General features: G+C 70.7%; 13 protein-coding genes. 5 read left to right on the forward strand and 8 right to left on the reverse strand.

Going from position 1 to position 13,504, the window contains the following annotated elements; genetic code table 11:
* The first annotated feature begins 60 nt into the window (after positions 1-60).
* Together ABT004_RS08395 and ABT004_RS08400 are read left to right on the forward strand one after the other, a co-directional pair.
* Positions 61-483, forward strand: coding sequence for an organic hydroperoxide resistance protein (locus tag ABT004_RS08395; protein WP_351332790.1), 423 nt, complete (start codon positions 61-63; stop codon positions 481-483).
* A gap of 53 nt (positions 484-536) precedes the next feature.
* Positions 537-1,397 (forward strand): EI24 domain-containing protein, encoded by an 861-nt coding sequence (locus ABT004_RS08400; protein WP_351332793.1) that lies wholly within the window; start codon positions 537-539, stop codon positions 1,395-1,397.
* On the opposite strand, the gene ABT004_RS08405 is transcribed toward ABT004_RS08400, so the two are convergent.
* On the reverse strand, positions 1,394-1,978 hold the full coding sequence (locus ABT004_RS08405) for a TetR/AcrR family transcriptional regulator (RefSeq protein ID WP_351332795.1): 585 nt from the start codon (positions 1,976-1,978) through the stop codon (positions 1,394-1,396). The genes ABT004_RS08400 and ABT004_RS08405 overlap by 4 nt on opposite strands.
* 111 nt (positions 1,979-2,089) lie before the next feature.
* Here ABT004_RS08405 and ABT004_RS08410 point away from each other — a divergent pair, with 111 nt between their 5' ends.
* The gene (locus ABT004_RS08410) at positions 2,090-4,534 is read left to right on the forward strand and encodes a beta-glucosidase family protein (RefSeq protein WP_351332797.1); all 2,445 of its coding nucleotides are present in this window, start codon (positions 2,090-2,092) and stop codon (positions 4,532-4,534) included.
* A gap of 106 nt (positions 4,535-4,640) precedes the next feature.
* Here the strand turns inward: ABT004_RS08410 and ABT004_RS08415 are convergent, their stop codons facing one another.
* Together ABT004_RS08415 and ABT004_RS08420 are read right to left on the reverse strand one after the other, a co-directional pair.
* Positions 4,641-5,642: an aldose epimerase family protein gene (locus tag ABT004_RS08415; RefSeq protein ID WP_351332799.1), complete on the reverse strand. Its 1,002-nt coding sequence runs from the start codon at positions 5,640-5,642 to the stop codon at positions 4,641-4,643.
* A gap of 46 nt (positions 5,643-5,688) precedes the next feature.
* Positions 5,689-6,603, reverse strand: coding sequence for an SGNH/GDSL hydrolase family protein (locus ABT004_RS08420; protein WP_351332801.1), 915 nt, complete (start codon positions 6,601-6,603; stop codon positions 5,689-5,691).
* Between the two features lie 326 nt (positions 6,604-6,929).
* Between ABT004_RS08420 and ABT004_RS08425 the strand changes: the two genes are divergently transcribed.
* Complete coding sequence (locus ABT004_RS08425; RefSeq protein WP_351332803.1) at positions 6,930-7,424, forward strand: DUF3145 domain-containing protein; 495 nt, start codon at positions 6,930-6,932, stop codon at positions 7,422-7,424.
* 224 nt (positions 7,425-7,648) lie between these two features.
* Here the strand turns inward: ABT004_RS08425 and ABT004_RS08430 are convergent, their stop codons facing one another.
* The 5 genes from ABT004_RS08430 to ABT004_RS08450 all read right to left on the reverse strand — a co-directional run bounded on the left by ABT004_RS08430 (position 7,649) and on the right by ABT004_RS08450 (position 12,628).
* Positions 7,649-8,920 carry a beta-ketoacyl-[acyl-carrier-protein] synthase family protein gene (locus ABT004_RS08430; RefSeq protein ID WP_351332805.1) on the reverse strand — a complete coding sequence of 424 codons (1,272 nt, stop codon included), beginning with the start codon at positions 8,918-8,920 and terminating at the stop codon, positions 7,649-7,651.
* 87 nt (positions 8,921-9,007) lie between these two features.
* Positions 9,008-9,259: an acyl carrier protein gene (locus ABT004_RS08435; RefSeq protein WP_351332807.1), complete on the reverse strand. Its 252-nt coding sequence runs from the start codon at positions 9,257-9,259 to the stop codon at positions 9,008-9,010.
* A gap of 73 nt (positions 9,260-9,332) precedes the next feature.
* The gene (locus ABT004_RS08440) at positions 9,333-10,364 is read right to left on the reverse strand and encodes a ketoacyl-ACP synthase III (RefSeq protein WP_351332809.1); all 1,032 of its coding nucleotides are present in this window, start codon (positions 10,362-10,364) and stop codon (positions 9,333-9,335) included.
* 18 nt (positions 10,365-10,382) lie between these two features.
* Positions 10,383-11,309 carry an ACP S-malonyltransferase gene (locus ABT004_RS08445; RefSeq protein WP_351332811.1) on the reverse strand — a complete coding sequence of 309 codons (927 nt, stop codon included), beginning with the start codon at positions 11,307-11,309 and terminating at the stop codon, positions 10,383-10,385.
* Between the two features lie 89 nt (positions 11,310-11,398).
* Entirely contained in the window at positions 11,399-12,628 is a 1,230-nt protein-coding gene (locus tag ABT004_RS08450) for a PucR family transcriptional regulator (RefSeq protein ID WP_351332814.1), read from the reverse strand.
* Positions 12,629-12,807: 179 nt separating this feature from the next.
* Here ABT004_RS08450 and ABT004_RS08455 point away from each other — a divergent pair, with 179 nt between their 5' ends.
* Positions 12,808-13,464, forward strand: coding sequence for a pirin family protein (locus ABT004_RS08455; RefSeq protein WP_351332815.1), 657 nt, complete (start codon positions 12,808-12,810; stop codon positions 13,462-13,464).
* Positions 13,465-13,504: the final 40 nt, after the last annotated feature.

Below are 13,504 nucleotides of genomic sequence, written 5' to 3' on the forward strand. Positions count from 1 at the left end.
ATGATTCGGTAACCTCGTTCCGCTAACCGAAAGTATTACGCGCGAACGAGGGAGCCGGTCATGGCCATCACGCAGTCGGACGTCGTCTACACCGCCACCGCCACCGCGGAGAACGGCCGCGACGGCCGCGTCTCCACCAGCGACGGCAAGCTCGACCTCGTCGTCAACCCGCCCAAGGAGCAGGGCGGCTCCGGCGAGGGCACCAACCCCGAGCAGCTCTTCGCGGCCGGCTACAGCGCCTGCTTCCAGGGCGCGCTCGCCGTCGTCGCCCGCCAGGAGGGTGTCGACGTCTCCGGTTCGACCGTCACCGCCAACGTCGGCATCGGCAAGAACGACGACGGCTTCGGCATCATCGTCGAGATCTCGGCCGCGATCCCGAACGTGGACGCTGCCGCCGCCAAGTCCCTGATCGAGAAGGCCCACCAGGTCTGCCCGTACTCCAAGGCGACCCGCGACAACATCACGGTCACGCTCTCCGTCTGAGCTTGATCCCCGTACTTTTCGGGGGCCGGAGCCCGTCCCGTAGGGTGTGCGCCATGCGTGATCTCGGGGCGGGCTTCAACTATTTGATGAAGGGGCAACGTTGGGTTGCCCAGCACGGAAAGCAGTACGGCTGGAGCCTGCTGCCCGGGCTGATCACCCTCGTCCTGTACGCGGCGGCGCTGGTCTGCCTCGGGGTCTGGGGCGGCGACTTCGTCTCCTGGTCCACCCCGTTCGCCGACGGCTGGACGTCCCCGTGGCAGGGCCTGTTCCGCGGCTTCCTCACGGCGGTCCTGTTCGCCCTCGCTCTGCTTCTCGCGGTGCTCACCTTCACCGCGGTGACCCTGCTGATCGGCCAGCCCTTCTACGAGTCGCTGTCCGAGGAGGTCGACCGGACCGAGAGCGGCGGCCACGCGCCGGAGTCCGGCCTCCCGCTCTGGCGTGAACTGTGGATCTCGACGCGCGACAGCCTGCGGCTGCTGGTGCGCGCCGTCCTCTGGGCGATCCTCCTCTTCGCGCTCGGGTTCATCCCCTTCGTGGGCCAGACCGTGGTCCCGGTCATCGGCTTCTTCGTCACCGGCTACTTCCTCACGGAGGAGCTGACGTCGGTGGCGTGGCAGCGCCGGGGCCGTGAAGTCCGGGAACGACTGGCCCTGTTGCGCTCCCGCAAGGGCCTCGCGTGGGGCTTCGGCACGCCGCTCGCCCTCGCGTTCCTCGTGCCGTTCGTCGCGGTGTTCCTGATGCCGGGGGCGGTGGCGGGGGCGACGCTGATGGTGCGGGAGCTGGAGGGCGAGCCGCGGGCCCAGGACCCGGCACACGCGCAGCCTCCGGGCCCCGACGCGCAGTGGCCGGCCCCTCATGGCCAGGGGTATGGCCAGGGACATGTTCAAGGCCAGGGTCAGGGCTGGACCAACTAGCCCTCGACCGCCAGCAGCTCCAGGAAGTCGCGCACCGCGCCGGGCATGTCCACGGCCTCCGGGTCGAGCAGCCACTGGTACTGCAGGCCGTCCAGCACCGCGACGAGCAGCGGCGCGGCCCGCTCGGGCGTGAGCCCGCCCGGCAGCCGCTCCCCGTACTCGGCGCGCAGCACCTCGGCCATCGACCCGCGCACGTCGGCGTAGCGCCGCGTGAAGAACTCCCGCGCCGGGTGCCCCTCGGTCACCGACTCGCCGAGCAGCGCCGAAAACGTCTGCACGATCCCGGGCCGCATCGCGTTGTACTCGACCAGCGTGCCGAGCAGATCGAGCCGCCACTGGCTGCTCGGCACCGAGTCCCACTGGTCGCGCTCTTCAAGGACGGCGACGAGCAGCGCCTCCTTGGTGGGGAAGTGGTGCAGCAGCCCCTGCTGGGTCAGTCCCACGCGCTCGGCCACCGCCGCCAGGCTCGCGCCCCGGTACCCGCGCTCCGCGATGACGTCGAGCGCGGCCCGCAAGATCTCGGCCCGACGTTCCTGGCTCCTGGCGGTCCTGGTGCTGCTCATGCGGTCACGGTACGACACGGTCGGAGCGCTCCCCGACCCCGTTCGTAACGGCAAGATAACAAAACCTACCGCTCCACAAGTCGCGGGTGCAGGATGGACGTGCCCACACTTCGACGAGGAGGTGCCGACATGGCGCAGCAGGCGGACGACGGCAGGGGGCGGGCCGACCGGGCCCGCGAGGCGGCGGTCGAGGCCGCGCTCGGCAAGCTCGATCTGGACACCAAGGCCCGGCTGCTCGGCGGCCAGGACATGTGGTCGCTGCCCGCGGTCCCCGACATCGGCCTGAAGTCCCTCGTCATGTCCGACGGCCCCATCGGCGTGCGCGGCGTGCGCTGGAGTGCCGACGACCCGTCGATCGCGCTGCCGTCCCCGACCGCGCTCGGCGCCACCTGGGACCCTTCGCTCGCGCGCCGCGCGGGTGTGCTGCTCGCGCAGGAGGCCCGCCGCAAGAACGTCCACGTGCTGCTCGCCCCGACCGTGAACCTGCACCGCTCCCCGCTCGGCGGCCGGCACTTCGAGACGTACAGCGAGGACCCGTACCTCGCCGGGCTCATGGGCACCGGCTACGTCCAGGGCGTCCAGTCCGGCGGCGTCGGCACGACCATGAAGCACTACGTGGCGAACGACGCCGAGACGGACCGCTTCACCGTGAACAACCTGGTCTCCGAACGGGCCCTGCGCGAGCTGTACTTGGCGCCCTTCGAGGCCATCGTCAAGAACGCCCACCCGTGGGGCGTCATGACCGCCTACAACTCCGTCAACGGCACCTCGATGACCGAACACCGCTACCTGGTCAACGAGATCCTGCGCGACGAGTGGGGCTTCGACGGCTTCAACGTCTCCGACTGGATGGCCGCCCGCTCGACCGTCGGAGACATCAAGGGCGGCCTGGACGTCGCGATGCCCGGCCCGCTGACGGTGTACGGCCCGGCGCTGGTCGAGGCAGTCCGCTCCGGCGAGGTCGACGAGTCCGAGGTCGACGGGGCCGTACGCAATGTGCTGCGGCTCGCGGCGCGGGTCGGCGCGCTGGAGGGCGCGGAACCCGCCGTCACGGACCTCCCGGCGGAGGTCGACGGCGAGGCCCTGGCCCGCGAGATCGCCCACCGCGCCTTCGTCCTCGTCCGCAACTCCGGTGTGCTGCCGCTGCGTTCGGACGCGCGGGTCGCCCTCATCGGAGCCGCCGCGCGCGACGCCCGCGTCCTCGGCGGTGGATCCGCCACCGTCTTCCCGCCCCGGATCGTCTCGCCGCTCGACGGCCTGAGCGCCGCGCTGCCGTCCCTGACGTACAGCGTCGGCGCCGACCCGAGCGACGAACTCGCCGTCGCCGACAAGGGGTTCACGCTCCGCGCCATCTGCCGCGACGCCGAAGGCGCCGTCCTCGGCGAGGGCACGCTCCCGAACGGCCAGGTCCAGTGGTTCGGCGCCGACCTGCCGCCCGGAGTCACCCACGACGCCCTGCACAGCATCGAGGTGACGGGCACCTTCACCCCGCGCGAGAGCGGCGACCACGCCTTCGGCACCCGCGGCCTCGGCGCCTTCACCCTCACCGTCGACGGCACGGTCCTCTACGAGGGCGTCCAGGCCATGGGCGCCGAGTCCGACCCCTTCGAGGCGTTCTTCGGCGCCCCGGAAGAACGCGGCAAGGTGCCCCTGGCCGAAGGCCACCCGGTCGACGTCTCACTCCTCCACACCCTCGACAAGTCCCTCGCCATGCCACTGCCCGCCGTCCTCTTCAGCCTCGTGCACCTCGACCCGCGCCGGGACGAGGACGCGCTGCTCGCGGAGGCCGTCGCCGCCGCGCGCGACGCCGAGGTCGCCGTCGTCGTGGTCGCCACGACGGACCGCGTGGAGTCCGAGGGCTTCGACCGCGCCGACCTCCGACTCCCCGGCCGCCAGGACGAGTTGGTACGAGCGGTCGCCGCCGCCAACCCGAACACCGTGGTCGTCGTCAACTCCGGCTCCCCGGTGGAGCTGCCGTGGCGCGAGGACGTCGCCGCGGTGCTGCTGTCATGGTTCCCCGGCCAGGAGGGCGGCGCCGCCCTCGCCGACGTACTCACCGGAGCCGAGGAACCGGGCGGCCGCCTCCCCACCACGTGGGGCGCACTCGCCGACGCCCCGGTCACGCAGGTGACACCGGTGGACGGCCAACTCCCCTACACCGAAGACACCTTCATCGGCTATCGCGCCTGGGACAAGTCCGGCGCGACCCCGGCCTACCCCTTCGGCCACGGCCTCGGCTACACCGACTGGACGTACGAGTCACTCGACCTCCACGGCACTACGGCGACGATCCGCATCCGCAACACGGGTGACCGCCCAGGCCGCGAGGTCGTCCAGCTCTACGTATCCCCGACCGCCCCCGACACGACCCGCCCCGCCCGCTGGCTCGCCGGCTTCACAACCGTCACGGCGGCCCCCGGCGAGACCGTATCGACCACCATCGACATCCCCCACCGAACCTTCGAAACCTGGGACGAGTCCACGAGCGGGTGGACAGTACCGACCGCCTCATACGAGGTCCTCGCAGGCCGCTCCCTGACCGACACCCGACTGCGCACCACTCCAGCCGATTAAAGCCCCTGCGGCGATTGAGCAGGCTTTTCAAGCCTCAGGGACGCTCGAGCCAATCCAAGCCCCTGCGGCGATTGAGCAGCGGCGTCCGGGGCAGAGCCCCGCAACGTCAACCCCGGTTCCCGAACCGATACACCGTCTCCGACCGATACACATCCCCCGGCCGCACCACGGTCGACGGAAACTCCACCCGGTTCGGCGAATCCGGAAAGCACTGCGTCTCCAACGCAATCCCACCACCGGGCACAAACCCCACCGCCCCATCGAACCCATCCGCCGTATACAACTGCACACCTGGCTCACTCGTCGCCACACTCACCACCCGCCCCGACGCCATATCCCGCAACTCCGCGACCTCCACCGCCTCACCGCCAACCCCCTTGTCGAGCACATAGTTGTGGTCGTACCCGGCCCCGACCTTCCGGCTCTCCCGGAAGTCGAACCGGGTCCCGGCCACGTCCACCAGCTCACCGGTCGGAATGAGCCCCTCGTCGACGGCCGTCACACGCCCACCGTCGATCCGCAGTTCATGTCCCCCCACCGCACTCCCGGAGGAGGCTCCACCGAGGTTCCAGTACGTGTGATTGGTCAGGTTCAGATGCGTCGGCGCATCGGTCACGGCCTCGTAGCCGATCCGCAGCACACCGCCCGCCCCCAACTCGTACGTCACCGAGACCTCGACCCGCCCCGGGTACCCCTCCTCGCCGTGCGGCGACACACGGCTCAGCCGCACCCCGAACTCGCCGGAGGCCTCCGCGTTCCAGACCCGCTTGTCGAAGCCGCGCTCGCCGCCGTGCAGCGCGTTCGGCCCGTTGTTCTGCGCGAGGTGGTAGATCCGCCCGTCCAGCTCGAACCGGCCGCCGGCGATCCGGTTCGCGTACCGCCCGACGATCGCCCCGAGATACGGCTCCGGGTGCGCCAGATACCCGTCCAGATCGGCGAACCCGAGCACCACGTCGGCCACGGCGCCGTCCCGGTCGGGCACCTCCACCGACTGCAGGATTCCGCCGTACGTCAGGACACGTACCCGGACACCGTCCCGCTCCAGGGTCCAGCGGTGGACGGGCGTGCCGTCGGGGTCGGGAAGGGTGCCGAAGAGTTCGCTGCGCATGATCGCGACTTTACGCCCGCACGCCCGGACCCCGGCCGTGAGGCTGCTACGGCCGCTCGGCCGTCACCCCGCGGAACGCGAGCGCGGCGAGCCGCGCCTGCCCGTTCACGCTCGGGTGGAACCAGTCCCACTCGCTCAACTGCGCCTGCCCGAACTTGTACCCGAACACGGCCCCGCCGTCGTACCGGCACTTCTTGTCCTTCGCGCAGACCTCGCGCAGCACCTCGTTGTACGCCACCACGCGCGCCTGCACGGAGTCCCGCCGCGCGGTGGCCGCCGACTTCAGATCGTCCGGATCGGCCAGCATCGAGGCGCAGATGCCGAGCTTCCACACCTGCTTGCCCAGCGGATTCTCCCGCCCCTGCGACCAGAGCCGCTTCAGGTCCGGCACGCTCAGTACGTACACCTGCGCCTTGGGTGCCGTGCGCCGCAACTGCCGCAGGGATTCCTGGAAATCGGCCCGGAAATCCGCGACAGGGGTCATTCCGGCGGCCGTAGGCCGGCACGCGTCGTTCGAACCCGCCATGACCGTCACCAGCTCCGGCTTCTCGGCCGCCGCCCGGTTCATCTGCTCGGGCAGATCGGCCATCCGCGCCCCGGTCCGCGCGTGGTTCCAACTGTGCGTCTGGGCACGGCTCTCACCGAGCAGCCGTACCGCCAGACTCTTGACCGACTTGTCCGTCCCCGTCGCCCACGACGCCTTGGGGCAGTCGGAGAGCACCGAGCACGCGTCGAAGCCGCGCGTGATCGAGTCACCCACCGCGGCAACCGAGCGGGGCTTCGTGTCCCACGTGGGAGTGGGCTTCGGTGACGGCTTCGCGGCGCTCGGAGATCCGGAAGGGCCGGGGGAGCTGCCACCCGTGGCGTCACACGCGGCGAGCGAGGCGACACCGCACACGGCCGCCGTCACAGCGGCGACAGCGGCCCGAACGGCGAACGACCGGTCGCTACGCTTCCGCATCAGCCCTCCTGCCCTCTTACTCACCGCCCCGCCCCGTCTGACGTCGTATGCGGGGGCGGGGTTGCGTCCCGCGGGTGAAAGGTCGGTGTTTGTGACCCCCGGGACCGACAGTACGTCACACTCCTTGCGCTGCTGCGCGATAGCCTCGCCCCGGGATCCCCGGTCGACCCACTGGGGGTCCGCTGTACCGGTTCCGCTAAATTACTACACGTCAGATGTGTCCCTTTTTGTCTGGACCTTTTCGTTCCGGGCAACAGGGGAAGAAGGCTCGGCACGGGCGCGAGGCCGCTGGGGAAGGCGAACCTCGACCCACACTGGAGGTCCCGGTGACGACACGTGGAGTTCTGTACGTGCACTCCGCTCCGCGCGCGCTGTGCCCGCACGTCGAATGGGCGGTCGCGGGCGTACTTGGCGCGCGCGTAAGCCTCGACTGGATCAGGCAGCCTGCGGCGCCGGGCACCTGGAGATCCGAGTTCTCCTGGCGGGCCGAGGCGGGCACCGCGGCCAAGCTGGCCTCCGCGCTGCGCGGCTGGCAGTTGCTGCGCTTCGAGGTGACGGCCGAACCTTGCACCGCCGCCGAGGGCGAGCGCTACAGCGCCACCCCCGAACTCGGCATCTTCCACGCCATCACCGGCATCCACGGCGACATCCTCATCCCGGAGGACCGCCTGCGCGCCGCACTGACCCGCTCCAAGGCCGACAAGACAGACCTGGAAGCCGAACTCGCGACCCTCCTCGGCAAACCCTGGGACGACGAACTCGAGCCCTTCCGCTACGCAGGCGAGGGCGCCCCGGTCCGCTGGCTCCACCAGGTGGTGTGAGGGCTCTGCAGGGGCTCCGGGAGGAGCATTTTAGGGGCGCGGGGCTGTGTCAATTTGCGGCTCCGCCGCGTGGGCGCATCTTTTAGGGGCGCGGGGAACTGCGCAAACCGGCACCGACGAGAACCGCACACGCGATACAGGCATCCGCGCCACACGCTCAGGCGAAAAGAGGTGGGCCCGCCCCGGAAACCCGGGGCGGGCCCACTCCCACGTTCAGCGGAGCGCTAGATCGTGCGGAAGGCCAACACCACATTGTGCCCACCGAAGCCGAACGAGTCGTTCAACGCGGCGATCCGGCCGTCGACCGGCAGCTTGCGCGCCTCACCACGGACGACGTCGGCGGTGCCCACGGCCTCCGGGTCGAGGTTGTCGACGTTGATGGTCGGCGGAGCCACGCGGTTGTACAGCGCGAGCACCGACGCCACGGACTCGACACCACCGGCGCCGCCGAGCAGATGCCCGGTCATCGACTTGGTGCCGGAGACGGCGAAGTGGTCGGCCTCGTCACCGAACACCTTGCGCAGCGCCTTCAGCTCGGCGATGTCACCGGCGGGCGTCGACGTCGCGTGCGCGTTGACGTGAACGATCTCCGACGGGTCCAGGTCGGTGTTGTCCAGCAGGTTCTGCAGGGCGTGCGCGATACCGCGGCCCTCCGGCTCCGGCTGCACGATGTCGTGGCTGTCGGCGGAGATGCCCTGGCCGACGGCCTCCGCGTAGACGCGGGCGCCGCGCTTGGCGGCGTGCTCGGCCGACTCCAGGATGATGACGCCCGCGCCCTCACCGAGGACGAAGCCGTCCCGGGCCGTGTCGTAGGGGCGCGACGCACCCTGCGGGTCGTCGTTGTTCTTCGACATCGCCATCATGTTGCCGAATGCGGCGATGGGCAGCGGGTGGATGGCCGCCTCCGTGCCACCGCAGACGACGACGTCGGCGCGGCCCGTGCGGATCATCTCGATGCCGTAGCCGATGGCCTCGGCGCCGGAGGCGCAGGCGGAGACCGGCGTGTGCACACCCGCGCGGGCGTTCACGGCCAGGCCCACGTTGGCCGAAGGGCCGTTGGGCATCAGCATCGGCACGGTGTGCGGGGAGACGCGGCGTACGCCCTTCTCCTTCAGCACGTCGTACTGGTCGAGGAGCGTGGTCACGCCGCCGATGCCGGACGCGATGACGGCGCCGAGACGGTCGGGGTCGACATTCGGGTCGTCGCCCGCCTTGTCGGTGAAACCGGCGTCGGCCCACGCCTCCTTGGCGGCGATCAGCGCGAACTGAGCGGACCGGTCCAGCTTGCGGGCCTGCGGGCGGGGGATGACCTCACCCGGCTCCACGGCGACCGGCGCGGCGATGCGAACCGCCTGGTCGGCGGCCCACTCCTGGTCGAGGGGCTTGACGCCGGAACGTCCGGCGACCAGTCCCTCCCAGGTGGACGTCGCGTCGCCACCCAGCGGTGTGGTTGCGCCGATACCGGTGACGACCACGGTGCGATTGGTCGAGCTCACAGGAATTCTTTCTCCAACGGATCCGAGGGATTCAGCGGCGCCACCGCCGGGTGGCGGAGCGACTGACCAACGGGCTGAGCCTGAGGCTCAGGCAGCCTGGTGGTCGAGGATGTACTTCGTGGCGTCGCCGACGGTCTTGAGGTTCTTGACGTCGTCGTCCGGGATCTTCACGTCGAAGCGCTCTTCGGCGGCGACGACGACCTCGACCATGGACAGCGAGTCGACGTCCAGGTCATCGGTGAAGGACTTGCTCAGCTCGACGTCCTCGGTGGGGATCCCGGCGATCTCGTTAACGATCTCGGCGAGACCGGCGACGATCTCTTCCTGCGTGGCGGCCATTGTGGCGCTCCTTCGGTGTGTATCCAGAGGGTGTGGCGGCAACGGTGCGGATCCGAAGATCCGGACGAGTTGCCTAGGGGAGGGTAACGACCGTGGCGGCGTACACGAGACCCGCCCCGAAGCCGATGACGAGCGCGGTGTCGCCGCTCTTCGCCTCGCCGGTCGCCAGAAGCCGCTCCATCGCGAGCGGAATCGAGGCGGCCGACGTGTTGCCGGTGGTGCGGATGTCACGGGCGACCGTGACATGCTCCGGCAGTTTCAGAGTCTTCACCATCGAGTCGATGATCCGCTCGTTGGCCTGGTGGGGAATGAAGACATCCAGGTCGTCCGGGTTGATCCCGGCCGCGTCCAGCGCCTGCTGGGCGACCTTCGCCATCTCGAACACGGCCCAGCGGAACACCGCCTGGCCCTCCTGCGTGATCGCAGGGAACTTGACGTTGCCCTGGGAATCCAGCGGCAACTGCGAGACATCGCCGATCGCGTACGCGTCCCACGGCACGGTCTGCTTGATGGTGCCGGCCTTGTCGCCCTCGGAGCCCCACACGGTCGGGCCGATCTCGGGCTCCTGGGACGGGCCGACGATCACGGCACCGGCGCCGTCGCCGAACAGGAAGGCCGTCGCGCGGTCCTCCAGGTCGGTGAGGTCGGACAGCCGCTCCACGCCGATGACGAGCACGTGCTCCGCGCTGCCCTCGACGATCATGCCCTTGGCGAGCGTCAGGCCGTAGCCGAAGCCGGCGCAGCCCGCGGAGATGTCGAACGCGGCGGCCTTGGCCGTGCCGAGCTTGTCCGCGATCTCCGTCGCGATGGCCGGCGTCTGCGCGAAGTGCGAGACGGTCGACACGACCACGGCACCGATCTGCTCCGGCCGGATGCCCGCGTCGGCGATGGCCTTGCCGGACGCCTCGACCGACATCATCGCCACGGTCTCCTCGTCACTGGCCCAGTGACGGGTGGCGATGCCGGAGCGCGAGCGGATCCACTCGTCGGACGAGTCGATCTTCTCGAGGATCACCTCGTTGGGCACGACCCGGGTCGGACGGTAGCCGCCGACGCCGAGGATGCGCGCGTACGGGGCACCCTTGCTGGGCTTGATCTTCGACATGCTGCTCGGATCTCCTTGTCAGGCCGTGGCTGCTGCGGCTGTTTCGGCGATCAGGGCGCGGGCTGCGTCGAGGTCGTCGGGGGTCTTCAGGGCGAGAGTCTTGACGCCGGGGAGCGCGCGCTTGGCGATCCCGGTGAGGGTGCCGCCCGGGCACACCTCGATGAGCGCGGTCACGCCGAGTTCCTTGAACGTCTCCATGCACAGGTCCCAGCGGACGGGGTTCGCGACCTGGCCGACCAGGCGGGAGACCACCTCGGCACCGGATGCGACGGCCTTGCCGTCCCTGTTCGACACGTACGCGACCGTGGGATCGGCCGGGGCCAGCTCCTTGGCGGCCTCCTCCAGCTTCGCCACGGCCGGAGCCATGTGCCGGGTGTGGAACGCTCCCGCCACCTTCAGCGGCACCACGCGGCGCACGCCCTCGGGCTTGTCGGACTCGAGCGCCGCCAACTCCTCCAGCGTGCCGGCGGCCACGATCTGGCCCGCGCCGTTCACATTCGCCGGCGTCAGGCCGAGCTTCTCCAGGTGCGGGACGGTGACCTCGGGGTCGCCGCCGAGCAGCGCCGACATCCCCGTCTCCGTGATCGCCGCGGCCTCGGCCATGGCCAGACCGCGCGTGCGCACGAGCTTCAGCGCGGCGGCCTCGTCGAGCACCCCCGCGAACGCGGCGGCGGTGATCTCACCGACGCTGTGCCCCGCCACGGCGCCCGGCGTCACATCGCCGAGAGCGGAGGCCGAGAGCAGCCCGGCCGCGACAAGGAGCGGCTGGGCCACGGCCGTGTCACGGATCGCGTCCGCGTCGGCCTGCGTGCCGTAGTGGGCAAGGTCGAGGCCGATGGCGTCGGACCACGCGGCAACGCGGTCCGCGGCACCGGGGAGTTCGAGCCAGGGAGTCAGGAAGCCGGGCGTCTGGGCGCCTTGGCCGGGAGCGACGAGTACGAGCACTCTCACACTCTCTCTTGGGGACGGGTTGGGCCGCCGGTGGGGACAGGGACGAAGAACCGAAGGGGGAATTGTAGACCCCCGACAAAAGCCTACGGCTGGGGATCGGCCTCGGCCAGACGCCCCAGGATGAGGGCGATGCGCAGGGTGAACGCCGAGCGGACGTCCGAGGGCGACCACCCGGTGACGTCGGTCACACGTCGGAGCCGGTAGCGGACGGTATTCGGATGCACGAAGAGCATCCGGGCCGCGCCCTCCAGACTGCTTGCCTGTTCCAGATAGACGCTGAGCGTCTCGAGGAGCGCCGAGCCCGCCTCCTCGAGCGGTCTGTAGATCTCCTCCACCAACTGGTCCCGCGCGGCGGGGTCCGAGGCGATCGAGCGCTCCGGAAGCAGATCGTCCGCGAGAACCGGACGCGGAGCGTCCTGCCAGGCGCCACACGCCTTGAGCCCGGCGGCCGCGGCCTGAGCGGACCGGGTGGCGGCCAACAGGTCCGGCACCACGGGCCCGGCGACCACGGGCCCCGCCGCGAACGGCCCGATCAGCGACTTCGCCACGGCCAGCGGATTGTCGCTGCCACCCGCGATCACGACGAGCCGGTTCCCGAGCACCCCGGTCAGGACCTGCAGCTTGGCGTGGCGCGAGGCCCGCCGGATCGCCTCCACTGTCAGCTCGCTGTCCCCGTCGGGTGCCGTGCCGAGCACCACGCACACGTGCTCGGGGGAGTTCCAGCCGAGCGCCGCGGCCCGGCTGATCGCGCCCTCGTCGGCCTCCCCGGACAGCACGGCGTTCACCACGAGCGACTCGAGCCGCGCGTCCCAGGCGCCCCGCGCCTCCGCCGCCTGCGCGTACACCTGGGCGGTCGCGAACGCGATCTCCCGCGCGTACACGAGCAGCGCCTCCCGCAGCACGCTCTCGTCGCCGGGCGCCGCCACCTCGTCGATCGCGGACTCCATGACCTCGATCGTCGTCCGCACCATCTCCACCGTCTGGCGCAGCGTGATCGCCCGGGTCAACTCCCGGGGCGCGGTGCCGAACACATCGGTCGAGATGGCCTGCGGGGCGTCCGGGTGCCGGAACCACTCGGTGAACGCGGCGATACCCGCCTGCGCCACCAGACCGATCCACGACCGGTTCTCCGGAGGCATCGCCCGGTACCAGGACAACGTCTCGTCCATGCGCGTAATCGCCTGCGCGGCGAGTGCCCCGGACGATTTCTCCAGGCGCTTCAGGGTCGCCGAGTGCGGGTGAGGCTCCGCCGGGCCGCCTGGACGGGCCGTCGGTTCGTTCGCTGAGGGCTGCTCTGATTCCGATTGGGGCACGGGGACAAGACTGCCTTATCGGGACGCCTCAGCGGAGTGGAGGGTCCGAGGCGAGCCCGCCGAAAGGCCGGAAACGACGGCTACCGTGTACCGCGTGACCCCCGGACCCCCCAGCCGGAACGACAGACCCGCGTACGGGCCGCGGCCAGGCCCGCGGTGCTGCCAGGAGACGAACCTGCATGATTGACGTACGTCGCTCCGGCGACCGCTACCCCGGTGGCGAACCCGAGGAGGGGATCGAATCCCTCCACGCGTTCTCCTTCGGCCCGCACTACGACCCGGACAACCTGCGCTTCGGCGCGATCCTCGCCTGCAACGAGGAACGCCTCGCGCCGGGCGCCGGCTTCGACGAACACCCCCACAGCCACACGGAGATCGTCACCTGGGTCGTCACCGGTGAGCTCACCCACCGCGACTCCACCGGCCACGAGTCGGTGGTCCGCCCCGGCGACGTGCAGCGTCTGAGCTCCGGCGGCGGCGTCCGCCACGTCGAACGCAACGACGGCGTCGAGCCCCTCACCTTCGTCCAGATGTGGCTCGCCCCCCTCGACCCGGGAGGCGACCCGGCGTACGAGGTGGTGCACGGCATCGCGGACTCCACCCCCTACGACGTCCCCGCTGCGGGCGCCATGCTGCACGTCCGGCGCCTGGCGGCGGGCGAGCGAGGAGAGGTGCCGGCCGCCCCCCACGTCTACATTCACGTGGTCGAGGGTGAAGTTCGGCTCGGGGACACGGAGTTGGCCGACGGGGACGCCGCCCGCATCACCGCGGAGACCGGCCTCGAGGTGCTGGCGGCGACGGAGGCGCAGCTGCTGATCTGGGAGATGGACGGGTGACCCGGGCCGGGTGACCAGAGGGCCCCGAGGTGACCGAGGT

Source organism: Streptomyces sp. NPDC002790 (assembly GCF_040295505.1).
Taxonomy (GTDB): Bacteria; Actinomycetota; Actinomycetes; order Streptomycetales; family Streptomycetaceae; genus Streptomyces.